This window comes from Aeromicrobium sp. Leaf272, assembly GCF_001422865.1.
Classification (GTDB): domain Bacteria; phylum Actinomycetota; class Actinomycetes; order Propionibacteriales; family Nocardioidaceae; genus Aeromicrobium.
Map to the genome: position 1 here is coordinate 278,580 of NZ_LMMY01000014.1, position 23,478 is coordinate 302,057.

Sequence of the window (23,478 nt, forward strand, 5' to 3'; positions counted from 1 at the left end):
TTCGGAGACTGACCGGGGCGCGAGCCGCGGCAGCGCAGCAGCGAGCCGAAGCTCCGGCGGGCGACGCGGCAGCGAGCCGAGGCCCTCGCAGGCGACGCAGCGGGCGATCGACCTACACGAACAACGTCGTCGCGGGGTCCTCGAGCAGCTCGACGCCCAGGACGTGGTCGTCGGGGACGTAGTCGATGGAGATCCGGATGCCCCGGTCGCGTGGGGTCACGTCCGCCTGCGGGTCGCCCAGGCCGAACGCGATGTCGCTCAGCGTGATCGTGGCCTCTCCAACGGGGTCCTGAGCCGGCCACTCCGCGATCAGCCGGTGCACGAGCCCGGCGAGCACTGCGCTCGACATGGCCCGGTCGATGCGGCGCTCCGCGCCGCGTCCGTCGGGCACGGTGCCGCGCACGCGGACCTCGGGCAGGCCGAACTGGGCCAGTCCGTCGGTCACGAGGTCACCGTCGAGCAGGGCCGCGTGGTCCAGCACGTACCACTGGGCCGCGTGCGCGAGGGAGACCTGCTCGCTCGTCAGCTCCACCACGCGCGGTGTCAGCAGCTCCACCACCACACCGTCGTGCCGGGCGGCCATCTCGAGGGCCTGGATGCGCGCGTCGCGCGCTGCGGCGGCGGCGGTCTCGACCGGTGCCTGGCTCTGCAGCACGACCTGGTGGGGGCACCGCTCGAGGCGGGCGAGGCCGACCTGCGAGGTCCCGTGCGCGCGCAGGAGCGCCGCGTTCGGGAGGGGCAGGTGGTCCTCGTGCTCGAGGGGCTCCGGCGTCATCACCGCATACATCCACTCGCACGTGGTGGGCACCGGCACGGGTCGAGAGGTCATAGCCGTCCATCCTAGGTCGGGCGCCGACTAGACTGGCGCGCGTGATCAGCGACGAGTTCCACGTCTACGACACCACGATGCGCGACGGTGCCCAGCAGGAGGGTCTCAACCTCTCCGTGCAGGACAAGATGCACGTGGCGCGCCACCTCGACGACCTCGGGGTGGGGTTCATCGAGGGCGGTTGGCCGGGCTCGAACCCGAAGGACACGGAGTTCTTCGCGCTGGCCGCGAAGGAACTCGAGCTGCAGAACGCCACGCTCGCCGCGTTCGGCGCCACGCGCCGTGCCGGCGTGGCCGCCGCCGACGACCCGCTCGTCGCCGCTCTCCGGGACTCGGGAGCCTCCGTGGTCACGCTCGTGGCCAAGAGCCACGACCGGCACGTCGAGCTGGCCCTGCGCACCACCCTCGAGGAGAACCTCGCCATGGTGCGCGACACCGTGGCCCACCTGCGCGCCGAGGGGCAGCGGGTCTTCGTCGACTGCGAGCACTTCTTCGACGGGTACGCGGCGAACCGCGACTACGCGCTGCAGGTCGTCGCCGAGGCGGCGGGCGCCGGCGCCGACGTGGTGGTGCTCTGCGACACGAACGGCGGCATGCTTCCCCACCAGGTGGAGGAGGTCGTGGCCGACGCGCTCGGGGTCGGGGCGCGTCTGGGCATCCATGCGCACAACGACACGGGCTGCGCCGTGGCCAACTCGATGGCGGCCGTGCGGGCCGGTGCCACGCACCTGCAGGGCTGCATCAACGGCTACGGCGAGCGCACCGGCAACGCCGACCTCGTCACGTCCGTGGCCAACCTCGAGCTGAAGCTCGGCATGAGCGTGCTGCCCGAGGGCGCGCTCGCCGACGCCACGCGCATCGCCCATGCCGTCGCGGAGATCACCAACTACCCGCCGTCGGCGCGTCAGCCCTACACCGGGGTCTCGTCGTTCGCGCACAAGGCGGGCCTGCACGCCAGCGCCATCCGGGTCGACCCCGACCTGTACCAGCACATCGACCCGGCGCTGGTCGGCAACGACATGCGCCTCCTGGTCTCGGAGATGGCCGGCCGGGCCACCATCGAGCTCAAGGGTCGCGAGCTCGGCTACGACGTGGCTGCCGACGCCGGCCGGCTCGCCCGGGTGACCGACCGGGTCAAGGCGATGGAGCAGCAGGGCTACACGTTCGAGGCCGCCGACGCGTCCTTCGAGCTGCTCCTCGCCGAGGAGATGGAGGGCGGCCGCCCTTCCTACTTCGACGTCGAGTCCTGGCGCGTGCTGGCCGAGTCGGCCCGGGGCACGGAGGCGACCGTCAAGCTCCGCGCGGCCGGACAGCGGCTGGCCGTCATCGGTGAGGGCAACGGCCCGGTGAACGCCCTCGACCACGCCCTGCGCCAGGCCATCGAGCAGCTCTACCCCGACGTCGCGCGGTTCCACCTCATCGACTTCCGGGTGCGCATCCTCGACCAGGGCCACGGGACCGACGCCGTCACACGGGTGCTCATCGAGACGTCCGACGGTCAGGACTCCTGGGTCACGGTGGGCGTGGGAGCCAACATGATCGAGGCCTCGTGGGAGGCCATGGTCGACGCCCTCACGTACGGGCTGCGCCGCCACGGTGTCCCGGTCGGCAGTGCCTGAGGAGCGAGCGGCGTGACCCGGGGCCGCCTCCTCGCGCTGGTCCTCGCGCCGACGCTCGTCCTCGGGCTGGTGATCGGTGGGTTCGTCGTGGTCGACGCCCGCGCCCGTCAGGCGGACGTGGAGCGGGCCGACGACGTCGCCCAGAAGTACGCCGGCGAGGCGGCCGGCTTCCGGGCGGCGCTCGTGAAGGACCTGGAGGCCGTGGACGCTGCCGATCCGACCGACGTCGCCGAGGTGATCGAGGCGCGCGGTGACGACCTGCCGGAGCTGGCGTCGGCACCCGAGCGCGGCGAGTCGGGGTCGAGCGCCTACGCCGCAGCGCGCCAGGACGTGGTGACCCTGCGCGAGTCGTGGCAACGGCTGGGCGACGTGGTCGACGTCTCCGTCGACGCCCGGTCCTTCGTGCTGGCCGCGAACCGTGCCCTCGACCTGAACCCGGCCGAGCTCGCGCCGCCGACCGTCGTCACGAGCGGCGATCCGCTGCGGACGCAGCTGCTGCCGCCGATGCGCTCGGCCCTCGCCACGTTCGAGTCCACGGACGCGCCGGAGGCCGCCACGCCCGCTCGCGACGCCGTGCGCGCCGCCTTGCAGCACGTGGTCACCGAGGCCGAACGGCTCGCCGCCCGCCTCGACGCCGGGCAGGGTGGGAGCTTCCAGTACGCCGAGCAGTACACCGCGGCGCGCGCGGCCGTTCGCCAGTACGCCGACGGCGTGCGCGCCGACCTGCGTGAGGCGCTCGACGCCGTCGTGGCCGACTCCACGGTCGTGGGCTGAGCGTCACGCACCCGGCGCGCGGCGCATCGGGACGTGGTCGATCCCGGCCTCGAGGAAGTTCTCGCCGCACCGTTCGAAGCCGAAGCCGGCGTACCAGTCGTGCAGGTACGCCTGGGCGCCGAGCCGGATCTCGGCGTCGCCCCACCGGTCGAGCACCTCGCGCAGGAGCCGGCTCGACAGGCCCTGCCCGCGGCTGTCGGAGCGGGTGGCCACGCGGCCGACCTTGCGCACGCCCGCGTCGGTGACGTAGGTCCGCAGGTAGCTGGTGGGGCCGGCCTCGTCCGCGTACCAGAGGTGGGTGCACGTCGGGAGCAGGTCGATGCCGTCGACGTCGGGCTCGTCGCACTGCTGCTCCACCGCGAAGACGGCGTCGCGGATCTTCCAGATCGCGTAGACCTCCGCGGGGGTCAGGGCGTCACCGGCGCGGATGATGGGGAGGTCGGCCACCCGATGAGCCTAGTACCGGCGAGGGCTGTCGATCCGCGACGGTGGTGGCTTCGACGGTGGGGGGTGGCGGCTCCTAGTCCGGGGCGTCGAGCGCGGGGTGGGCGAGGAGCCGGTCGACGTGGTCGAGGAGGGTCCGGCGCAGTGGCTCGGCCCGGTCGGCGAACGCCCGTTGACGCCGCACGTACTCCGCCTTCCCCTCGGGGGTCTCGATCGCGATCGGCTCCAGCCCGAAGGCGCTCACGTCGTAGGGAGAGGCCTGCATGTCGACCGCGCGGATCTCGAGGGCCAGCTCGAAGGCGTCGAGCACCACCGTCGACTCCACGAACGGCAGCAGCCGGAAGGCGATGCGGTACAGGTCCATGTTGGCGTGGAGGCAGCCCGGCTGCTCCTGGTCGAGCTGGTGCTCGCGACCGAGGTGCTGGGCGTTCAGCGGCGCGGCCTGCGGCGTGAAGAAGCGGAAGGCGTCGACGTGGGTGCACGCGAGGGGGTGGGACTCCACGACCGCGTCGGTCCCGGAGCGTCCGAGGCGCAGCGGGAGGTCGTGGCGTGGTTGCTCGGCGCGGTAGACCATGGCCCACTCGTGGAGCCCGAAGCAGCCCCACCGGGCCGGCCGGTCGAGGGTGGCCGCCAGCAGGGCGCGGGTCCAGCGCAGGCCGGCCGCGCGCGACGTCAGGCGCTGCGCGTCCACGGTCGTCACCCCCTCGTGGGTGACGTAGGCGCCGAGGGCGGCGTGTGTCGGGGCGTGGAGGAGTCCGGTGCCGAGTCCGGGGTGCCAGCGCTCGAGCTGGCCGGGGGAGAGGTTGTAGTACTCGAACAGGAAGTCCACCACGGGGTGCGGCTCACGCCGTTCGCGTCGCAGCAGGTGCGGCGCGGTCCAACGACGAGCTCGGTCGCGATGGGCCAGTGCGAGGGGCTTCCACCGCTCCGGAGGCAGCGTCGTGGCGGGGAGCGTCGTGCTGGGGAGCGTGGTCACCGGGAGCAGTCGGCGCAGGTGCCGAAGATCTCCAGCGTGTGCTCGACGTCGGTGAAGCCGTTCTCCGACGCCACCTTGGTGGCCCACGACTCGACCGCGGGGCCGGCCACCTCGACGGCGCGACCGCACGAGCGGCAGACCAGGTGGTGGTGGTGGTCGCCGGCCTCGCAGCGGCGGTAGAGCACCTCGCCGTCGTTGCCACGCAGGGCGTCGACCTGCTCGGCGTCGACAAGCGCCTGCAGGTTGCGGTACACGGTGGACAGACCGACCTTCTCGCCGCGCTGGCCCAGCTCGCCGTGGATCTGCTGGGCGCTGGCGAAGCCCTCCAGCTCGTCGAGCACCGCGCTGACGGCGCGGCGCTGCCTGGTGTTGCGTACGTCGACCATGGTCCTCCTCAGGGCGAGCGTACCGACCGGCGCCGGAGCCCGACGGTCACTCCCCGAAGGACCGCGGCGAGGGCGAAAGCCACGAGGGCGAGGAGCACGATCGTCGGGCCGGGCGCGGTGTCGGCCTCGAAGCTGACGACCACGCCGGAGACCGCGGTGACCAGTCCGATCGCCATCGCAGCCAGGTGGGTGGAGCGGAAGCTCCGGCTGACCTGCTGCGCTGCGGCCACCGGCACCACCATCAGGGCCGAGACCAGGAGCAGCCCGACGGTGCGCATGGCGACCGTGATGGTCGCCGCAGCGAGCACCGCGATGAGCACGCCGTACAGACGCACGGGCACGCCGCACACCCGGGCGTGCTCCTCGTCCTGGCAGACCGCGAACAGCTGGGGCGAGAGCACCAGGCACAGGGCGACCACGACGACGCCCAGCACCGAGACGACGGTGACGTCGGACGGCGTGACGGTCGTGATGGAGCCGAAGAGGTACCGGTTCAGCGTGGCGGCACCCTCGCCGGCGAGACCGATCAGCAGCACGCCTCCGGCGATGCCGCCGTAGAACAGCATCGCGAGGGCGACGTCGCCGCTCGTGCGGGTGAACGTGCGCAGCACCTCGATGAGCACGGCTCCCAGCACCGCCACGACGAGGGCGGTCAGGAGCGGCGCGGTGCCGGTGAGCAGGCCGATCGCCACGCCCGTGAGCGCCACGTGGCCCAGACCGTCGCCGAGCAGCGCGAGGCGGCGCTGCACCATGTAGGTGCCGATGGCGGGAGCGGCCAGGCCGGTGAAGACGGCGGCGACGATCGCCAGCCGCATGAACTCGTAGTCGAGGATCTGGAGCATCACCACACCCCTTCCTCGGGCAGGGGTCGAAGGCGACCGGGCTGGGCGGAGTGCGGGTGGGCGTCGCCGTGGTGCTCCTGGTGGGCCCCCGCGACGTGGTCGTCGACGGGCCCGTCGTGGACGACCCGGCCGCGATCGAGCACGACCGCACGGTCGATCAGGGGGAGCATCGGGCCCAGCTCGTGGGCCACCAGCAGCACGGTGGTGCCGTCGGCGGCGAGATCGGCCAGCAGCCCCGCGAGGTCCTGGGTGTGGTGGGCGTCGACGCCTGCGGTGGGCTCGTCCATGACCAGGAGGTCCGGCTCCCCGGCGAGCGCCCGAGCGATCGAGACCCGCTGCTGCTGCCCGCCGGAGAGCTCCACGAGCGGGGAGCCGGCACGGTGGGCGAGCCCGACGCTCTCGAGCGCCGTCGTCACGGCCTCCCGGTCGGGACGACGGGGCAGCCCGAACCGGGGCCGGCGCGACAGCCGACCGCTCGCGACGACCTCACGGACGGTGGCCGGGACACCCGCCACGGCCGCCGACCGCTGGGGCACGTAGCCGATGCGCTGCCAGCCGTGGAACCCGTCGAGCGGCTCGCCGAACAGCTCGATGGTGCCGGTCGACGGCACGAGCCCGACGGCGGCGCGGACGAGGGTGGACTTGCCCGAGCCGTTGGAGCCCAGCAGCGTGACGAACTCACCCTGCGCGACCTCCAGGTCGACGTCGCGCAGCACAGGGTCCCCGCCGAGCGTGACGTCCACGCCACGCATCAGGAGCGGAGGGTGTGTCATGAGCAGTCGTTGGCCTTCTGCAGGGTGGCGAGGTTGGTGCGCATGATCGAGAGGTAGTCCTCGTCGGACGTCGCCTTGGTGAGTCCCTCGATCGGGTCGAGCGTAGCCGTCTCGACCCCGGCCTCGCGGGCCACGGTGTTCGCCACGGCGGGGCTCACGAGCGTCTCCGTGAAGACCGTGGTGATGCCGTCGGTCCTGACCAGGTCCGAGATCGTGGCGAGCTGGGCGGCGGACGGCTCCGTGCCGGGGTCGATGCCCGCGATCGGGATCTGCGTCAGGTCGTAGGCCTGGGCGAGGTAGGCGAAGGCTGCGTGGCTCGTCACGATGTCGCGGACCTTGCAGTCGGCGAGCCCGGTCGTCAGGTCCTCGTCGAGGGTCGTCAGGTCCTCGACGAGCGCGGCGGCGTTGGCGCGGTACTCGTCGGCGTGGTCGGGGTCGATCTCGACCAGGGCGTCGCGCACGTGCTCGGTGACCGGGACGAGGTTGGTCGGGTCGAGCCATAGGTGCGGGTCGACCCCGCCGTGGTCGTGGCCGTGGTCGTGACCCTCGTGCTCGTCGCCCTCCTCGTGCGCGTGCTCGTCACCCTCCTCGTGGGCGTGGTCCTCGCCCTCGGCCTCCTCCTCGGACTCCTCGATGAGCGTGACGCCCTCGGCGGAGTCGATGGTGGTGCCCTTGGTGCGGTCGGCCTGCTCGACGGCCTCGTCGACGGCCGTCTGGAACTGGCTCTGGTAGACGACCAGGTCGGCGTCCTGCACCGCGGCGACCTGCCGCGGGCTCAGCTCCAGGTCGTGCGGCTCCCCGCCGGGGGCCGTGAGGTTGGTGACCTCGGCGCGGTCGCCGGCGACGCGCTCGGTGACGAACTGGACGGGGTAGAACGACGTGACGACCGAGACGTCGTCGGTGCTCCCTCCGGAGCTGCCGCACCCGGCCAGCACGAGAGCACAGGACGACAGCAGGACGGCGGGGCGCACGAGGGAGAACGTCATGAGAACGATTCTCAAGAGTCGCGGGAACGATTGTCAAATCGTCACCGTGTCGACCCGGTCACAACCGGCGTGGGTACGCTGAGGCCCACTCGGGCGCGCGCGGCCACGGACGCGCGCACGGCCCGCCGACACCCAGCCGGAACGGAGCGCCTCACCATGGCCACGAGCCTCATCGACACCGTCATCTCCCTCTGCAAGCGCCGGGGATTCGTCTACCAGTGCGGCGAGATCTACGGCGGCACGAAGTCGGCCTGGGACTACGGGCCGCTCGGCACCGAGCTCAAGGAGAACATCAAGCGTCAGTGGTGGCGCTCGATGGTGCAGGGGCGTGACGACGTCGTCGGCCTCGACTCCTCGGTCATCCTTCCCACGTCCGTGTGGGAGGCCTCGGGCCACCTCGCCGCGTTCGTCGACCCGCTCGTCGAGTGCCTCTCGTGCCACCGTCGCTACCGCCAGGACCACCTGCAGGAGGCGTACGCGGAGAAGAAGGGCCTGGCCGACCCCGACGCCGTGTCCATGAGCGACCTCGTGTGCGCCAACTGCGGCACCAAGGGCCAGTGGACCGAGCCGCGGATGTTCAACGGCCTGCTCAAGACCTACCTCGGTCCCGTGGAGTCCGAGGAGGGTCTGCACTACCTGCGCCCCGAGACCGCGCAGGGCATCTTCGTGAACTTCGCGCAGGTCATGACCACCTCGCGCAAGAAGCCGCCGTTCGGCATCGGGCAGATCGGCAAGAGCTTCCGCAACGAGATCACGCCGGGCAACTTCATCTTCCGCACGCGCGAGTTCGAGCAGATGGAGATGGAGTTCTTCGTCGAGCCCGGGACGGACGAGGAGTGGCACGAGCGCTGGCTCGAGACGCGCATGGGCTGGTACACCGGCCTCGGCGTGGATCCGGAGAACCTTCGCTTCTACGAGCACCCCGCCGAGAAGCTCTCGCACTACTCCAAGCGCACCGTCGACATCGAGTACCGGTTCCGCTTCCAGGGCTCGGAGTGGGGCGAGCTGGAGGGTGTGGCCAACCGCACCGACTTCGACCTGCGCACGCACAGCGAGCACTCCGGGAAGGACCTGTCGTACTTCGACCAGGCCACGGGCGAGCGCTACACGCCGTACGTGATCGAGCCCGCGGCCGGCGTCAACCGCTCGATGATGGCCTTCCTCGTCGACGCCTACGCCGAGGACGAGGCCCCCAACACCAAGGGCGGCGTGGACAAGCGCACGGTGCTGCGCCTCGACCCGCGGCTCGCCCCGGCCAAGGCTGCGGTGCTCCCGCTGTCGCGCAACGAGCAGCTGTCGCCCACGGCCCGCGGGCTGGCCGAGGAGCTGCGCGGCTTCTGGAACGTGGAGTTCGACGACGCCGCCGCGATCGGCAAGCGGTACCGCCGCCAGGACGAGATCGGCACGCCGTTCTGCATCACGGTCGACTTCGACACCCTCGACGACCAGGCCGTCACCATCCGTGACCGTGACACGATGCATCAGGAGCGGGTGGGTCTGACCCAGGTGCGCGACTGGCTCGCGGCGCGCCTGCCCGGGTGCTGAACCCCGCCAGGGCCACAATCGTCCCGTGAGCACGCGCACCGGTCCCGTCGCCGCCTCCGTCCTGGTCCTGGTCCTGGTCCTGGCGCTGGCCGCTGCCTGCTCGTCCGAGGGCGAGGCGCCGCCGGTCCCCACGCCGAAGGGATTCGACGTCCCGGCCGGCGTCACGCTCACCCAGCCGGGCACGTCCCTCGCCCTCGGCAAGCCCGCGACGGTCGTGCTGGACCTCGGCGACGGTGCCGCGAGCGCGGTCACCGTGATCGTCGACGAGGTGCGCAAGGGCACGCTCAAGGACTTCCGGTTCTTCAGCCTCGACGAGCAGAGCTCGACCGCGACGCCCTACTACGTCGACCTCACCGTGCGCAACGACGGACCGGCCGGTCTGGGTGGGTCGTCCCTGCCGGTGCTGGCGCACTCCAGTGCCGAGACGGTGTACCCGGCGAGCGAGCTGGTCGGTGACTTCGAGCCCTGCCCGTCGTCGGCGCTGCCGGGCCGCTTCCTGTCCGGCGCCTCCGCCACGCTGTGCTTCATCTACCTCGTGCCGAAGGGGGAGACCCTTCGGACGATCGACCTCCAGCCGTCGGACGCCTCCTCGGCGGTGCGCTGGAAGGCCTCGTCCTGACGGGGACCCGTCGCGGTCGACCGGTGGGAAGAATGACTTTTTCATGTTCTTTCTGTCATTCAGGAAGTTCTTTCCGGCGAGGTGTTCCGTTGTCGGGTGCCGTGTGCTCAAGATGGACGAGGATCACGCGTCGACCAGGGGCACGCAGATCTGCTGGGAGCATCGACGACGTTCGTCGACCCGGACCGGCGGCGAGCTCGTCGGTGCTCCCAGACCTCGGGTGGCGGCACCCGGCCCCCTGGCACAATTGAACTCGGGGTCGAACGCAGGGCCCCACTCGAGCCTCCTCGTGGGACACGCGCACGGCAGGCGAGCGGCGCCGGACGACTCTCCCATTCGCCCGGCCTGTACGTCGCCCGCCCTCGTCGCCGGGAACGGAGCCACTCCCGCTCCGGGCCCACCGGGCCACTGCTCACGAGGAACCCACCAGGGTCGGCGTCCGGCGACGGTCGGACGCCGACCCTGAGTGCTGTCCCGTGCACGAGCGACGAGGGCGACCAGGGATACTGGAACCCTCATGACCGTCACCGACCCGAGCGCCGCGCCCGGACTCCGCGAGCCCGCCGCGCTGCGCCTGGGGGGCCTCGAGGTCGACGTCCCGGTGGTCCTGGCGCCGATGGCGGGCGTCACCAACGTGGCGTTCCGGCGGCTGTGCGCCGAGCAGGGCGCCGGTCTCTACGTGTGCGAGATGATCACGTCACGCGGGCTCGTCGAGGGTGACGCCACCAGCCTGTCGATGCTGACGTTCGCCGACAACGAGACCGTGCGGTCGGTGCAGCTGTACGGCGTCGACCCGGTGGTGATGGGCCGGGCCGTCGAGATCCTCTGTGCGGACCACGGCGTGGAGCACGTGGACCTGAACTTCGGCTGCCCCGTCCCCAAGATCACCCGCAAGGGTGGCGGGGCCGCGCTGCCGTGGAAGGCCGGGCTGCTCGGACGGATCCTGGAGGAGACGGTGCGTGCGGCGCAGCCGTACGGCGTGCCGGTCACCATGAAGACCCGCCTGGGCATCGACGAGGACCACCTGACGTACCTGGACGCCGGCCGGATCGCCGAGGACGCGGGCTGCGCCGCCATCGCCCTGCACGGTCGCACCGCGGCGCAGCACTACTCCGGGCAGGCACGGTGGGAGGCGATCGGCGAGCTCAAGGCCGCGGTCGGCATCCCGGTGCTCGGCAACGGCGACATCTGGGAGGCCACCGACGCCGCGAGGATGATGGCCGAGACGGGCTGCGACGGCGTCGTCGTGGGTCGCGGATGCCTGGGTCGGCCGTGGCTGTTCCGCGACCTCGCCGCCACCCTCGGCGCCGACCCCGGGGGTGGAGCACCCACGCCGACCCTGCCGAGGCTCGGCGAGGTGGCTGCCGTCATGCGGCGGCACGCTGAGCTCCTGGGCGACTGGCTGGGGGAGGAGCGCGGCTGCATCGAGTTCCGCAAGCACGTCGCCTGGTACCTCAAGGGCTTCGCAGCGGGCTCGCGGATCCGGACGGAGCTCGGCGGCGTCTCGTCGTACTCCTCGCTCGACCGGCTGCTCGGCGACCTGGACCCCGACGAGCCCTACCCGGTCTCCGAGCTCGGGACGCCGCGCGGTCGTCAGGGCAGTCCCCGCAAGGTGGCCCTGCCCGACGGGTGGCTCGGTTCACGCGAGGTCGTGGGTGCCGTCGACCCCGCGGCCGAGGACGCCACGAGCGGCGGCTGACCCGACGTCGGCCCGGGCCGACCGGGCTGCACCGACCGCCCGGAGCGCGACGTCCCGGGCGACGGGTCCCGCCAGGTGGTGGGCGTCGACGTCCACGGGTCCGTCGGGCGTGTGCAGCTCGACCGTGGCGACGCCGAGACGCCGCTGCAGCGGTCCCTGGCGCAGCGCGATCGACTGCACCTTGGCGTGGGGGGCACTGCTGGTCCGTCGTGCCAACCACCCCGTCGACGACGTCGCGCGCCGCAGGCCCAGGTCGATCCAGCGGTAGCGCCAGCCGATCGGTGCGAAGGGCCACGACCGCCGGCTCGCTCGGACCGGCCCCGTCCGGTCGACCTCGCCGACGACCGTCTCGGGAACGAGCTCGTCGACCAGAGCGGCGGCCAGGGCGCGGTCCGCGATGGGCAGCAGGGTGGTCTCGCGGGCTGCCTCGTCGCCGGTTCCGCTTCCGGCGACGTCGACCTCGAGACGGCACCAGCCGAGAGATCGCCAGAGGATCGGCTCGACCACGGCGATGCCCTGCACCCGGGCGAACGGGATGGTCTGCGAGGTCAGGGACAGCAGACCTCGCTCGATCCGCAGACCGTGTGGCGTGCGCCAGAGGGTGAAGCCCCACTCCGCCACCACGCGCCGCGAGATCAGCTGGACCGCCCAGGAGAGCGCCGGGAGCACGCCACCGAGGAGCACGAGCGGCGCGCCGAAGCCGATGGCGGCCAGGACCACCGCGGCGACGGCCGCCAGCGCGGTGAGCAGGTCCAGGCTCAGGAGGGCGCCGAGCATCGTGCGCTCCGGCGTGACCCGGGTGATGAGGTCGCGGTCGTCCAGCGCCTCGACCGGGTCGGCATCGTCGGCAGCGCCACCGTGCGCCCGCCTCAGGAGCAGTCGACGGACGTCGTGGGCCTGGTCGAGCGGGAGGAACCTGACGACGAGCCGGGACTCGTCCCCTCCGGCCAGCTCGATCCGCACCTCGGCGAGGCCCACGACCCGGGCCAGGAGCGGTTCGGCGACGTCGACGGCCTGGATGCGCTCGAACGCGGCACGGCGCGACCGACGGTTCAGGACACCGCTGTCGATGCGCACCTCGTCGTCGTCGACGACGTAGCGGGTGAACCACCAGGAGACGAAGCCTGCGGCCTGGCCGAGCAGGAGGCCTCCGCCGAGGACGCCGAGCAGGGCGGCCCACCACGGCACGCCGTCCCAGCGGTCCCCCTGGAGGTAGGAGGTGCCGATCGCGATCACCGCGGCACCGGCCCACAGCCCGCCCTGCACCGCACCGGTCAGGGGGTGGGTGCGGCTGCCGACGGTCGGCAGGGCGTTGCCCGGGTCGCCGGAGGTGGCAGCCTCGACGGGCTCAGACCCCGCCATCGCGCGCCTGCCCGAGCTCGGTGAGCCGGTCGCGGAGCAGGCGCGCCTCGTCGGCCGGGATGCCGGGCACGACGGCCGCGGTCTCGGTGCTGGCCGTGTGCAGGGAGACGCGGGCGATGCCCAGCCGTCGCTCGACCGGCCCGCCCTCGACGTCGACGAACTGGACGCGGCCGTAGGGCACCACCACGAGTCGGCGGAACATGACGCCCGAGGTGACGAGCAGGTCGTCCTCGGCCTCCGCCCAGCCCCAGGACCGACGGTTCCGCTCGGCCCACCACCAGGTCGTCGCGGCGGCCGCGGCGGCGCACGCCGCCAGGGCCCCGAGCCCGACGCTCACGAGGACGTGCGCGTCGACGGCGGTGGCCGTCGCGGCACCCGCGGCCAGCAGGACGGCGAGGACGACGAGCGGGATGACGAGCACGATGCGGCGACGCGTCGTGAGGGCAGGGGAGACGGGACGCCAGGTCTCGGCGACGGGCCGGAAGAGAGATGCGTCCACGTCCTGCAGCCTAGGTGCACGCGGGGCGGGTCCCGGTGGACGCCCGAGGTTTGACCCGGGCCCGGTCGCGGTGGGACACTGGCAGACGCAGCCGCCGCTGTACCCCAGTCCCGCCGCCCGGCACTCGAGCCGGAGCCGCGACCTTCCTGCGGAGGATCACTCATGGCCAAGGCTCTCGTCGGATTCGTCGGTGGACCGACGCTCGACCAGCTGAACGAGGTCGCGCGGCTGCGCCGACGTGTCGCCGACCTCGAGGCCGAGGTGCTGCGACTGAACACCGAGAACGACGGTCTGCTCAAGACCCTGTCCGAGCGGGTCGACCAGGTGACCGCGGGCGACCTGCTCGAGCCGCTCTCGCGCTGATCCCAGTACCCTCGCTCGCCTCCGAGGGCGGGACACGACGACGCACTAGGGTGGTCGCGTGTACCTGAAGAGCCTCACGCTGCGCGGTTTCAAGTCGTTCGCGTCGAGCACCACCCTGGAGCTCGAGCCCGGCATCACGTGCGTGGTGGGGCCGAACGGCTCCGGCAAGTCGAACGTCGTGGACGCCCTCGCCTGGGTCATGGGCGAGCAGGGTGCCAAGTCGCTGCGCGGCGGCAAGATGGAGGACGTCATCTTCGCCGGCACCTCCGGCCGCCCGCCGCTCGGCCGCGCCGAGGTGGTCCTCACGATCGACAACACCGACGGTGCACTGCCCATCGAGTACAGCGAGGTCACGATCTCGCGGACCATGTTCCGCAACGGCGGTTCGGAGTACGCGATCAACGGCACCAGCTGCCGTCTGCTCGACGTGCAGGAGCTGCTGAGCGACTCCGGCATCGGCCGCGAGATGCACGTGATCGTCGGACAGGGGCAGCTCGACTCGGTGCTGCGGGCCACCCCCGAGGAGCGTCGCGGCTTCGTCGAGGAGGCCGCCGGTGTGCTCAAGCACCGCAAGCGCAAGGAGAAGGCGCTGCGCAAGCTCGACGCGACGCAGGGGAACCTGACGCGTCTGCAGGACGTGCTCACCGAGCTACGGCGCCAGCTCAAGCCGCTCGGCCGGCAGGCCGAGGTGGCGCGGCGTGCCGTGACCATCCAGGCCGACGTGCGCGACGCGCGGTCCCGCCTGCTCGCCGACGACATCGTCACCGCGCGGTCCACGATCGCCGAGGAGATGGCCGACGAGGCCGCGCTCAAGCAGCGACGGTCGGCCGTCGAGCACGCGGTGTCCGTCGCGCGCCAGCAGGAGACCGAGCTCGAGGACCAGCTGCGCGAGGACTCGCCGGCGCTGTCGGCCGCCCAGGAGACCTGGTACGCCCTGTCGGGGCTGCGCGAGCGCATGCGTGGCACCGCCGGGCTCGCCAACGAGCGGATCCGACTGGCCGCCGTGGAGTCGGACGACCGGCCCTCCGGTCGTGACCCCGAGGAGCTCGAGGCGGAGGCCCGACGGGTCGAGGAGCAGCACCAGGCCATGACGACGTCGGTCGCCGAGGCGCGGGCCGCGCTCGAGACCGCCGTGGCGGCGCGGGGCGAGGCCGAGACGTCCTACGGCGAGGAGGAGCGACGGGTCGCGGGTCTGCTGCGGGCCGCCGCCGACCGTCGTGAGGGTCTCGCGCGCCTGCACGGGCAGGTCAACGCGCTCAAGAGCCGCGCCGAGGCCGCCGACGCGGAGGTGGCCCGCCTGCGCTCGGCGCGCGACGAGGCGCTCCAGCGGTCCGAGGAGGCGCAGAAGGCGTTCGCCGTGCGCGAGAGCGAGATCGCCGGGCTGAGCCAGGGCGAGTCCGGGCTCGACGAGGCGCTCGAGTCGGCCGAGGCCGCGCTGGCCGAGGCCGAGGCGAAGGCCCGCGAGGTCACGACGGTGGAGCAGGAGGCCGGCCGCCGGCAGGCAGGTCTGGCCGCTCGTGTCGAGGCGCTGGAGGTGGGCCTGGCGCGCAAGGACGGTGCGGGTGCCCTGCTGGCGGTCTCCGACGAGATCAGCGGGCTGCTCGGCTCGGTGGCCGCGCTCATCACCGTGCGCCCCGGCTTCGAGGCCGCCATCGCCTCCGCGCTCGGGTCCGCCGCCGACGCCGTGGCCGTCGACCACCTCGACACCGCCGTCACGGCGATGGAGCTGCTCAAGACGGAGGACCTCGGTCGTGCCGGGCTGCTGCTCGGCGGTGACACCGAGCTGGACGACACCGGGTGGCCGGGTCTGCCGGACGGTGCCACCTACGCCGTCGACGTCGTCGACCCGCCCGCCACCCTGCACGCGGCGCTGCGTCGGCTGCTGTTCAAGGTCGCGGTCGTCGACGACCTCACGGCCGCCAAGGTGCTGGTCGCCCAGGCGTCCGACCTCACGGCGGTGACGCGCGACGGGGACATCCTCGGGGCGCACTACGCCTCCGGTGGCTCGTCGTCGCAGCAGAGCCTGCTCGAGGTCCAGGCCGCCATCGACCAGGCGCGCGAGGAGCTGGGCGAGGCCGACCGACAGCTGGAGACGCTCCGCTTCGATGCGCAGCGCATCGCGCAGGAACGTGCAGCGGCGCAGGAGCGGGTCGATGCGGCGATGGAGAAGCTGCACGAGTCCGACGCGGAGATGTCGGCCGTCGCGGAGTCCCTCGGCCAGCTCGGGTCGACGGCGCGCGCGGCCAAGGGCGAGGCCGAGCGGCTGACGGCGGCGATCGCGTCGGCCCAGGAGGCGCACGAGCGCGACCTGGGCGGCCTGGCCGAGCTCGAGGAGCGCCTCACGCAGGCCGAGGAGGCGCCAGAGGAGGAACCCGACACCTCGGCGCTGGAGGAGCTCGCCGAGGTCGCGTCGACCGCGCGTCGCACCGAGACGGAGGCGCGACTGGCGCTGCGCACGAACGAGGAACGGGCCCGCGCGCTCGAGGGCCAGGCCAGTGCGCTGGTGGCGTCGGCGGCTGCCGAGCGCGAGGCGCGCATCCAGGCCCGGTTGCGGCGTGAGCAGCAGCTGCGCGAGGCCGAGACGGCGCGCGCGGTGCTGGCGGTGAGCGACGTCGCGCTCGCCCGGCTCGAGACCACGATCGCCGAGGCGGCGGCGCTGCGGACCGAGATCGAGCAGTCGCGCTCGGGCCGTGAGACGGAGCTGCGCGACGTGCGCGCGCGGCTGCGGACGCTGGCCGAGGAGCTCGACGGTCTCACCACCTCCGTGCACCGCGACGAGATGGCTCGGGCCGAGCAGCGGCTCCGCCTCGAGGCGCTCGAGGCGCGCGCGCTGGAGGAGCTCGGCGTCGAGGTCGAGGCGCTCGTGGCCGAGTACGGTCCCGACCAGCTGGTGCCGCCCCCCGCCCCGGAGGTGGTCGAGGCCACCGACGACGCCGTCGCGACCACCGGTGACGCGGACGACCCGCAGGCCGAGCCGGAAGGTCGGCCCTTCGACCGGGCCGAGCAGACCAAGCGGTTGCGGGCCGCCGAGCGGGCCATGGCCATGCTCGGCAAGGTCAACCCCTTGGCGCTCGAGGAGTTCTCGGCCCTCGAGGAGCGTCACCAGTTCCTGTCCGAGCAGCTCGACGACCTCAAGCGCACCCGGCAGGACCTGCTCGACATCGTGGCCGACGTCGACGAGCGGGTGCAGCAGGTCTTCAGCGAGGCCTGGACGGACGTGTCGCGCGAGTTCGAGGGGGTCTTCTCCCGACTCTTCCCCGGCGGCGAGGGCCGTCTGCTGCTCACCGACCCCGACGACCTGCTCACGACCGGCATCGACGTCGAGGCGCGCCCGCCCGGAAAAAAAGTCAAGAGGCTGTCGCTGCTCTCCGGTGGCGAGCGGTCGCTCGTGGCCGTCGCGTTCCTCGTGGCGCTGTTCAAGGCCAGGCCCAGCCCGTTCTACATCCTCGACGAGGTCGAGGCGGCGCTCGACGACACCAACCTCGGGCGTCTGCTGGAGATCTACGAGGAGCTGCGCGCCAACTCCCAGCTCATCGTCATCACCCACCAGAAGCGCACGATGGAGGTCGGCGACGCCCTCTACGGCGTGTCCATGCGGGGTGACGGCGTGACGACGGTGATCAGCCAGCGACTGCGTGAGGACGAGATGGCGTGAGCGAGAAAGATCGAGCACCGGCCGACGACGGGTCCCGACGGCGCGATGATTTTCCCGTCGTGCGTCGCATCTCCACCCGGTGGGAGGACGAGGACGTCTACGGGCACGTCAACAACGTCGTCTACTACTCGTTCTTCGACACGGCGGTGAACGGCTACCTCATCGACGCGAGTGGCACCGACATCCGCACCCTGGACGCGTACGGGGTGGTGGCCGAGACGGGGTGTCGGTTCCTGCGCGAGCTGCGCTTCCCCGGCGACGTCGAGGTGGGCCTGCGGGTGGTCCGGCTGGGGACGTCGAGCGTGGTCTACGAGATCGGCCTGTTCCAGGGCGCGGCACCCGAGCCGGCCGCGATCGGACGGTTCGTCCACGTGTACGTGACCGGCTCCGAGCGCGCGGTCACCCCGGTGCCAGACGTCGTCCGCGCGGTCCTCGAGCCGCTCACCTGACGCGACGGGCGCGGGTGGCCCGTACCGGCAGCGTCGCACCGACCGGGGGCGGCGCGGCGTCGGTGCGCATGAGGACCCGGCGGCCCGGCAGGTCGAGCTCCACGAGCCACTCGTGACCGCGGTACGAGCGGCGCGCGACGACCGCCGGCGTCGCAGCCTCGTCGACCACCACGTGCTCGGGCCGTACGACCAGCCGGGTGCCGTCGTCGCCGTCGATCGTCGCGGACGTGACCAGCGGGTCGTCCTGGGCGAGCACGGTGGCCTCACCGAGGAAGGTCGCGGTCCACGCGTGCTCGGGCTCGCGGTAGAGCACCTCGGGCTCGGCCTGCTGCAGGACCGTCCCGTCGTGCATGACGGCCACCTCGTCGGCGAGGGTCAGTGCCTCGGCCTGGTCGTGCGTGACGAGCAGGGCCGTCGCCCTCTCGGCCACGAGCAGCTCGCGCACCTCGTGGCGCAGGTCGTCGCGCAGGCGGGCGTCGAGCGCGGAGAACGGCTCGTCGAGCAGCACGAGGGCAGGGCTCGGTGCCAGGGCGCGCGCCACGGCGACCCGGTGCTGCTGGCCGCCGGACAGCTCGTGCGGGCGACGGTGCGCCAGCTCGGTGAGACCGACGAGGTCGAGAAGGTGGGAGATCCTGTCGCGCGACCCGCGGGGCAGTCCGAACCCGACGTTGGCCGCGACGTCGAGGTGAGGGAACAGCGCCGCCTCCTGCGGGACGAGAGTGATCGACCGGTGATGCGTGGGCACCGATGCTCCGGGTGCGTCGAGCGGTCGTCCGAGCAGGGTGGTGCTCCCCGAGCGGGTGGGGTGAAGACCGGCGACGCAGCGCAGCAGCGTGGTCTTGCCGCAGCCGCTCGGTCCGACGAGCGCGACGAGGGTCCCCGTGGGCACCCGGAGGTCGACGCCCTGCAGCACGGCTGCGTCGTCGTACCCGGCGACGAGGCCGGAGACGACGAGCCCGCGTGCCGCGGGGTCCATGTCGTTCATTCCCATCGGCGGGCCTCCCAGGACGTCGGTCGGGACAGCAGGAACGCGGGGATCGCGGCGAGCGCCACGACTGCGAGCGCGTAGGGAGCAGCGGCCCCGTACGCTGCCGAGCTCGTGCGGCTCCAGACCTCGGTGGCGAGGGTGTCGAGACCGGTGGGGCGCAGCAGGAGCGTGGCCGGGAGCTCCTTCATGACGGTCAGCATGACGAGCAGCGCACCTGCGGCGACTCCCGGAGCGGCAAGGACACCGGTGGTGCGGGCCTGGGCCGGCAGGGGGTGCCGACCGAGGCTGCGGGCCACCTCCGACAGCACCGGTGGGACGAGCGCCACGCTGGTGCGCGTGGCGCCGACGGCCTTGGGCAGGAACAGCACCACGTAGGCGAGCACCAGCACCACGACGCCCTGGTAGAGCCCGGGAACCACGCGCAGCGAGAAGTACACGAGCGACAGGGCCACCACGATGCCCGGCAGCGCGTGCCCGGCGAAGGCGAGGCTCTCGACGAGGGCCACGAGCCGGCCGCGGTGCCGGGCCGCCAGCACGCCGACCGGCACGGCGAGGACCACGACGGCCAGCGCGGCGACCATGCCGAGCAGGGTGGTGGTGAGGATCGCCGAGAGCAGCTCGCCGACGTCGAGGGCGCGCGCGGTCCCGGCGGCGAGACGCCTGAAGAGAGCCAGGATCGGGACCCCGACGGCCAGCACGGGGACCACGAGCAGGCTGCCCGCCACGAGGGCGGTGGGCGCCGGCCCCAGACGGACCGGGCGCGGTGGAGCGGCGGTTCCCCGTCCGGTGCGCCATCGCTCACCGCGACCACGCACCGACCGCTCGAGCACGACGGTCCCGAGGGCGAGGAGCACGAGGAGCAGCGCGAGGACGACGGCCTGCTCCCTGCCGACGAACGAGCCGTACTCGCGCGAGATGGCGAAGGTGAACACGTCGAAGCGCAGCATGGCGACGGCCCCGAAGTCGGACAGGACGTAGAGCGCCACCAGGAGCGTGCCCGCTGCCGCCGCGGGGAGCACCTGGGGCAGCACGGTGCCCGTCCAGGCGCGGAACGGAGGTCGACCGAGGGTGCGCGCGACGGCGGCGGCATCGGGGTCGACACGACGCAGCGCGGCGGCCACGGGGAGCGTGACGTACGGCGTGCACACGAGCGAGAGCACGAGCCACGAGGGCCAGAAGCCGGTCCAGCCCGGGACCGTGGTGAGCCAGCCGAAGGCCGCGACGTACGACGGCATCGCGAGCGGGATGGCCGCGAGCACCCACCACACGCGACCGCCGGGCAACCTCACCGCCGAGGTGGCCGCGGCCGTGGCGAGGCCGACCAGCAGGGTCGTGACGCACACCGCCGCGGCCAGGCCGACGCTCGAGCCGAGCAGGGACAACGTCCGGGCCCGGCCCAGGGTCTCGGCGAAGACGTCGGGCCCGATCTGTGCTCCTCGGACCAGGAGGTAGCCGAGCGGGAGCGCGGCGACGGCCCCGCCGGCTCCTGCTGCGAGGAGCAGGAGCCGGCGGGGTCGGTGCGCCGGGCGGGTCCGGTCCGAGGTCACGGTCAGGACAGTCCGGCGTCCTGGATCATGCGCACCGTGGCCTCGAGGTCGGCCAGGTCGGAGAGGTCGATGTCCGGACCCTGGAGGTCGGCCAGCGCAGGCAGGCCCTCCGGGGCGTCGATGCCCTCCACGAGCGGGTACTCGTAGGTGTTCTCGACGAAGTACGTCTGGCCGGCGTCGGACAGGAGGTACTCGACGAACGCTGCGGCATCGTCGTGGTCGGACAGGATGCCCGCGCCGGTGACGTTGACGAGTGCGCCCGGGTCGCCGGCCTTCGGGAACGTCAGCTGCGCACGCATCTGGTCGGCGCCCACCTCGGCGGCCGTCTGGAACCAGTAGTAGTGGTTGATCAGGCCGAGGTCGAGCTGGCCGGTGTTGACGGCCTCGAGCACGGCGCCGTTCTTCTCGTACGACTGGTAGTCGTTGGCGGCCATGCCCTCCAGCCACGCCTGGGCCGCGTCGTCGCCCCGGGAGACGCGGAAGCCCGTGACGAAGGCCTGGAACGACGCGTTGCCGGGCGGGAAGCCCACGCGGCCCTTCCACTCCTCGTCCGTGAGGTCGGCGACCTCGTCGGGGACGTCGGCCTCGTCCAGCTTCTCGCTGTCGTACGCGATGACTCGGGCGCGACCGGTCACGCCCACCCACGACCCGTCGGTGGAGGTGAGGGACGCCGGGACCTTGTCGGTCAGGTCCACGTCGAGGTCGCTCAGCAGGCCCGCCTCGGAGAGTGCGCCGAGGGCGCCGGCGTCCTGGGACAGGAACACGTCGGCGGGGGTGGCGTCACCCTCCTCGAGGAGGGTGGCCGTGAGCTCCGGGGTCTCTGCGTAGCGCGCCTCGACCTCGATCCCGGTGTCCTTCGTGAACTGCTCGACGAGCGGCGAGACGAGTGCCTCGTCGCGCCCGACGTAGACCACGAGCGGTCCGTCGTCGTCGGCCCCGTCGTCGCTCGAGCCGCCGCAGGCGGAGAGCACGAGCACGAGGACCGTGAGGGGGAGCGCGACGCGCGCGCCGCGGTGCCGCGAACGAGGGAGGGGGGTGCGCATGCAGGTGTCCTTGGTCGGAGTGATGAAGCAAGGTGAGCCTAAGTAAGGTGAGCCTGCCCGTCACTCCCTAACCTAGGGGGGTCTGATCGGCCGGGGGTCAGGAGGCGGCATGGGTGGCATCGAGCGGGTGCTGGTGGTCGACGACCACCAGGTCTTCGCCGACCTCGTGTCCGTGGCGCTCGAGAGCGACCCCACCATGCGCTGCGTCGGATCGGCCGCGTCGGTCGAGGACGCCCGACGGCTGGCCGCGGAGCTCCGCCCGGACCTGGCGCTCGTGGACGTGCGCCTGCCCGACGGCGACGGACTCGACCTCGCGGCCGAGCTGCTGGCCGCCCGACCGGAGCTGCGCGTGGTCGTGCTCACCGCCTACCCGCGTCCGGACCTGGTGGAGCGGGCCCGAGCGGTGGGTGTGGCCGCGCTGCTGGCCAAGGAGCTGTCCTTGACCGAGCTCCTGGCCGCGTTGCGCGACGCGCGCCCCGACGCCCCGGTGCTCGTGCAGCTGCAGGAGCCGCAGCACGGCCTGACCCGTCGTGAGCTCGAGGTGCTGGAGCTGCTCGGCGAGGGATCGAACGTGCGAGCCATCGCCCGCACGCTCGGCATCAGTCCGCACACGACGCGTGACCACGTGAAGAACGTGCTCGCCAAGCTGGGAGCGCGCACGCAGCTCGACGCCGTGGTGATGGCGGCGCGCAGCGGCATCCTGAGGATCGGCGCGCCGTAGTGGTGCTCGGCGGCACGGTGCGGCGGCGAGGGCGGACGGCCCGGGTCCCGTTCGGTGCGGAGGGGAGCCCCGTGCGCGGAGCGGTGGTCCGCTACGTGGCGGGCGCGTCGATCGTGCTGGTGCTCGTGGTGACGGTGGCCGTCGTGGTCGCGGGCCGGATCGCCACGCGGGAGGCACTCGACCATGCGGAGCTGGACGCCCGCACGCTGGCCGAGCAGTACGTCGCACCCTTGGGTGTCGACGCCCTCGACCCGGTGGGCGAGCGTGGCCGGCTCGACGACGCCTTCCTCGGCCGGGTCGACCAGGGTGCGCTGCGGCAGGTCAAGATCTGGGCCGACCTCGGTGACGGTCGTGGACGGATCGTCTACTCCGACAACCGCCTGTACCAGGGTGCCGAGGTCGAGCTGGGCGAGGAGTACGCCCTGTTCGCGTCGGGACGGGCGGTGGCGCGTCGCGTGGAGCCGGCGGCCGAAGGACCACAGCCCTACCCGGAGGGGACCTACGAGGTGTCCGTGGGGTTCCGCGACGGCCGCGGCACCCCGTTCCTGTTCGAGGCGTACCTGCCGACGCCGGCCATGGCGTTGAGCCGGAGCGAGCTGCTGCGGCAGTGGCTGCCGGTGGTCGTGGGTTCCCTGCTGCTGTTCGCGGTGGCGACGTTGCCGTTGGCGGTCGGTCTGGCGCGACGGGCGGGTGCGGCGGAGTCCGACCGCCGGCGCCTCGCGCAGCGAGGGCTGCGCGACGCCCTGTCCGACCGACGCCGGATGGCGCAGCGCCTGCACGACGGCCCGGTGCAGGAGCTGTCGGGTGCGGCGCTCGTGCTGGACAGCGTCGATCGTGGGGGGCTCTCGGCGTCGGACGCAGCCGCGCTGGATCGGGCCACCCGGGTGCTGCGCGACGGCGTCGGTGAGCTGCGTTCGGTGGGTGACGACCTGTTTCCCGACGCCGTGTCCGCCGAGGGTCTGCGGGCAGCGGTCGACGAGCTGGGGCGCGGCTCGGGCGAGGTCGGACTCGACGTGGCGGTGCGGGTGGAGGGGGGCCTGGGGCTCGACGCCGACGCCTCGTTCCTCGTGTACCGCGTCGTGCGGGAGGGTCTGCGCAACGTGGTGCGGCACGCAGAGGCGCGATCGGCGTCCGTCGAGGTGACGCAGGTCGTCGACTCCTCGGTGCCCGGCGTGCGCGTGACCGTGACCGACGACGGCGTGGGGCTTCCCGCCGAGGTGCGCCACGGGTTGGGACTCCGCCTGCTCGCGCACGAGGTGCACGGTGTCGGCGGGACGTTGCGGCTCGAGCCGGCCGAGGGCAGCGCCGACGGGTCGTGCTTGGAGGTGTGGCTTCCGGCGGACCTGCCGGAATGAGGCG

General features: G+C 72.8%; 22 protein-coding genes. 10 read left to right on the forward strand and 12 right to left on the reverse strand.

Features of this window, described 5'->3' with window-relative positions:
* Positions 1–112: 112 nt before the first annotated feature.
* Complete coding sequence (locus ASF38_RS17655) at positions 113–829, reverse strand: hypothetical protein (protein WP_156364757.1); 717 nt, start codon at positions 827–829, stop codon at positions 113–115.
* 41 nt (positions 830–870) lie between these two features.
* On the opposite strand from ASF38_RS17655, the gene cimA reads away from it, so the two are divergent.
* Both cimA and ASF38_RS14225 read left to right on the forward strand, forming a co-directional pair.
* On the forward strand, positions 871–2,448 hold the full coding sequence (gene cimA, locus ASF38_RS14220; protein WP_156366932.1) for a citramalate synthase: 1,578 nt from the start codon (positions 871–873) through the stop codon (positions 2,446–2,448).
* A gap of 12 nt (positions 2,449–2,460) precedes the next feature.
* On the forward strand, positions 2,461–3,222 hold the full coding sequence (locus ASF38_RS14225) for a hypothetical protein (protein WP_055967201.1): 762 nt from the start codon (positions 2,461–2,463) through the stop codon (positions 3,220–3,222).
* A gap of 3 nt (positions 3,223–3,225) precedes the next feature.
* Here ASF38_RS14225 and ASF38_RS14230 read toward each other — a convergent pair whose 3' ends face one another.
* From ASF38_RS14230 to ASF38_RS14255, 6 genes are all read right to left on the reverse strand, one after another.
* Entirely contained in the window at positions 3,226–3,669 is a 444-nt protein-coding gene (locus tag ASF38_RS14230) for a GNAT family N-acetyltransferase (protein ID WP_056576819.1), read from the reverse strand.
* Positions 3,670–3,742: 73 nt separating this feature from the next.
* Positions 3,743–4,642, reverse strand: a complete 900-nt coding sequence (locus ASF38_RS14235; protein ID WP_056576822.1) for a hypothetical protein — start codon at positions 4,640–4,642, stop codon at positions 3,743–3,745.
* Positions 4,639–5,028 (reverse strand): Fur family transcriptional regulator, encoded by a 390-nt coding sequence (locus ASF38_RS14240; RefSeq protein WP_055967211.1) that lies wholly within the window; start codon positions 5,026–5,028, stop codon positions 4,639–4,641. The genes ASF38_RS14235 and ASF38_RS14240 overlap by 4 nt, the downstream gene beginning before the upstream one ends.
* Positions 5,029–5,036: 8 nt before the next feature.
* Positions 5,037–5,870 (reverse strand): metal ABC transporter permease, encoded by an 834-nt coding sequence (locus ASF38_RS14245; protein WP_055968532.1) that lies wholly within the window; start codon positions 5,868–5,870, stop codon positions 5,037–5,039.
* On the reverse strand, positions 5,870–6,643 hold the full coding sequence (locus tag ASF38_RS14250) for a metal ABC transporter ATP-binding protein (RefSeq protein WP_055967214.1): 774 nt from the start codon (positions 6,641–6,643) through the stop codon (positions 5,870–5,872). Before ASF38_RS14250 ends, ASF38_RS14245 begins: the two co-directional genes overlap by 1 nt.
* Positions 6,640–7,629: a metal ABC transporter substrate-binding protein gene (locus tag ASF38_RS14255; RefSeq protein ID WP_056576825.1), complete on the reverse strand. Its 990-nt coding sequence runs from the start codon at positions 7,627–7,629 to the stop codon at positions 6,640–6,642. Before ASF38_RS14255 ends, ASF38_RS14250 begins: the two co-directional genes overlap by 4 nt.
* Positions 7,630–7,785: 156 nt before the next feature.
* Here ASF38_RS14255 and ASF38_RS14260 point away from each other — a divergent pair, with 156 nt between their 5' ends.
* The 3 genes from ASF38_RS14260 to dusB all read left to right on the forward strand — a co-directional run bounded on the left by ASF38_RS14260 (position 7,786) and on the right by dusB (position 11,492).
* On the forward strand, positions 7,786–9,174 hold the full coding sequence (locus tag ASF38_RS14260) for a glycine--tRNA ligase (protein ID WP_056576827.1): 1,389 nt from the start codon (positions 7,786–7,788) through the stop codon (positions 9,172–9,174).
* 25 nt (positions 9,175–9,199) lie between these two features.
* Positions 9,200–9,793, forward strand: coding sequence for a hypothetical protein (locus ASF38_RS14265; RefSeq protein ID WP_056576830.1), 594 nt, complete (start codon positions 9,200–9,202; stop codon positions 9,791–9,793).
* Between the two features lie 517 nt (positions 9,794–10,310).
* Positions 10,311–11,492 carry a tRNA dihydrouridine synthase DusB gene (dusB, locus tag ASF38_RS14270; RefSeq protein WP_056576833.1) on the forward strand — a complete coding sequence of 394 codons (1,182 nt, stop codon included), beginning with the start codon at positions 10,311–10,313 and terminating at the stop codon, positions 11,490–11,492.
* On the opposite strand, the gene ASF38_RS14275 is transcribed toward dusB, so the two are convergent.
* Together ASF38_RS14275 and ASF38_RS14280 are read right to left on the reverse strand one after the other, a co-directional pair.
* A complete protein-coding gene (locus tag ASF38_RS14275; RefSeq protein ID WP_056576835.1) occupies positions 11,433–12,854 on the reverse strand; it encodes a PH domain-containing protein in 1,422 nt (473 codons plus the stop codon). The genes dusB and ASF38_RS14275 overlap by 60 nt on opposite strands.
* Positions 12,841–13,353, reverse strand: coding sequence for a PH domain-containing protein (locus tag ASF38_RS14280; RefSeq protein ID WP_055967234.1), 513 nt, complete (start codon positions 13,351–13,353; stop codon positions 12,841–12,843). The genes ASF38_RS14275 and ASF38_RS14280 overlap by 14 nt, the downstream gene beginning before the upstream one ends.
* Before the next feature lie 162 nt (positions 13,354–13,515).
* Between ASF38_RS14280 and ASF38_RS14285 the strand changes: the two genes are divergently transcribed.
* From ASF38_RS14285 to ASF38_RS14295, 3 genes are read left to right on the forward strand one after another with little or no spacing between them, the layout of a single operon-like run.
* Positions 13,516–13,716: a hypothetical protein gene (locus ASF38_RS14285; RefSeq protein WP_055967237.1), complete on the forward strand. Its 201-nt coding sequence runs from the start codon at positions 13,516–13,518 to the stop codon at positions 13,714–13,716.
* A 58-nt stretch (positions 13,717–13,774) separates the two neighbouring features.
* A complete protein-coding gene (gene smc / locus ASF38_RS14290; protein ID WP_056576838.1) occupies positions 13,775–17,371 on the forward strand; it encodes a chromosome segregation protein SMC in 3,597 nt (1,198 codons plus the stop codon).
* 59 nt (positions 17,372–17,430) lie between these two features.
* Positions 17,431–17,820 carry a thioesterase family protein gene (locus ASF38_RS14295; RefSeq protein ID WP_055967242.1) on the forward strand — a complete coding sequence of 130 codons (390 nt, stop codon included), beginning with the start codon at positions 17,431–17,433 and terminating at the stop codon, positions 17,818–17,820.
* Here ASF38_RS14295 and ASF38_RS14300 read toward each other — a convergent pair.
* Genes ASF38_RS14300 through ASF38_RS14310 form a run of 3 tightly spaced genes read right to left on the reverse strand, consistent with a single transcriptional unit; the run spans position 17,813 to position 21,398 of the window.
* The gene (locus ASF38_RS14300) at positions 17,813–18,811 is read right to left on the reverse strand and encodes an ABC transporter ATP-binding protein (protein ID WP_200914535.1); all 999 of its coding nucleotides are present in this window, start codon (positions 18,809–18,811) and stop codon (positions 17,813–17,815) included. The genes ASF38_RS14295 and ASF38_RS14300 overlap by 8 nt on opposite strands.
* A complete protein-coding gene (locus tag ASF38_RS14305) occupies positions 18,802–20,355 on the reverse strand; it encodes an iron ABC transporter permease (protein WP_235497742.1) in 1,554 nt (517 codons plus the stop codon). Before ASF38_RS14305 ends, ASF38_RS14300 begins: the two co-directional genes overlap by 10 nt.
* Positions 20,356–20,357: 2 nt before the next feature.
* Entirely contained in the window at positions 20,358–21,398 is a 1,041-nt protein-coding gene (locus ASF38_RS14310; RefSeq protein ID WP_056576843.1) for an iron ABC transporter substrate-binding protein, read from the reverse strand.
* 109 nt (positions 21,399–21,507) lie between these two features.
* Between ASF38_RS14310 and ASF38_RS14315 the strand changes: the two genes are divergently transcribed.
* Positions 21,508–22,119: a response regulator transcription factor gene (locus ASF38_RS14315; RefSeq protein ID WP_056576846.1), complete on the forward strand. Its 612-nt coding sequence runs from the start codon at positions 21,508–21,510 to the stop codon at positions 22,117–22,119.
* Positions 22,120–22,190: 71 nt separating this feature from the next.
* Positions 22,191–23,474, forward strand: a complete 1,284-nt coding sequence (locus tag ASF38_RS14320) for a sensor histidine kinase (protein WP_156366933.1) — start codon at positions 22,191–22,193, stop codon at positions 23,472–23,474.
* The last annotated feature ends 4 nt before the right edge of the window (positions 23,475–23,478 follow it).

Excerpts from the sequence above, each read along its gene's own strand:
- ASF38_RS14260 (WP_056576827.1), top strand. The coding sequence starts at position 7,786 with ATGGCCACGAGCCTCATCGACACCGTCATCTCCCTCTGCAAGCGCCGG.
- ASF38_RS14250 (WP_055967214.1), bottom strand. The coding sequence starts at position 6,643 with ATGACACACCCTCCGCTCCTGATGCGTGGCGTGGACGTCACGCTCGGC.
- ASF38_RS14255 (WP_056576825.1), bottom strand. The coding sequence starts at position 7,629 with ATGACGTTCTCCCTCGTGCGCCCCGCCGTCCTGCTGTCGTCCTGTGCT.
- ASF38_RS14300 (WP_200914535.1), bottom strand. The coding sequence starts at position 18,811 with ATGGGAATGAACGACATGGACCCCGCGGCACGCGGGCTCGTCGTCTCC.
- ASF38_RS14315 (WP_056576846.1), top strand. The coding sequence starts at position 21,508 with ATGGGTGGCATCGAGCGGGTGCTGGTGGTCGACGACCACCAGGTCTTC.
- dusB (WP_056576833.1), top strand. The coding sequence starts at position 10,311 with ATGACCGTCACCGACCCGAGCGCCGCGCCCGGACTCCGCGAGCCCGCC.
- ASF38_RS17655 (WP_156364757.1), bottom strand. The coding sequence starts at position 829 with ATGACCTCTCGACCCGTGCCGGTGCCCACCACGTGCGAGTGGATGTAT.
- ASF38_RS14275 (WP_056576835.1), bottom strand. The coding sequence starts at position 12,854 with ATGGCGGGGTCTGAGCCCGTCGAGGCTGCCACCTCCGGCGACCCGGGC.
- ASF38_RS14285 (WP_055967237.1), top strand. The coding sequence starts at position 13,516 with ATGGCCAAGGCTCTCGTCGGATTCGTCGGTGGACCGACGCTCGACCAG.
- ASF38_RS14310 (WP_056576843.1), bottom strand. The coding sequence starts at position 21,398 with ATGCGCACCCCCCTCCCTCGTTCGCGGCACCGCGGCGCGCGCGTCGCG.
- ASF38_RS14245 (WP_055968532.1), bottom strand. The coding sequence starts at position 5,870 with ATGCTCCAGATCCTCGACTACGAGTTCATGCGGCTGGCGATCGTCGCC.
- ASF38_RS14240 (WP_055967211.1), bottom strand. The coding sequence starts at position 5,028 with ATGGTCGACGTACGCAACACCAGGCAGCGCCGCGCCGTCAGCGCGGTG.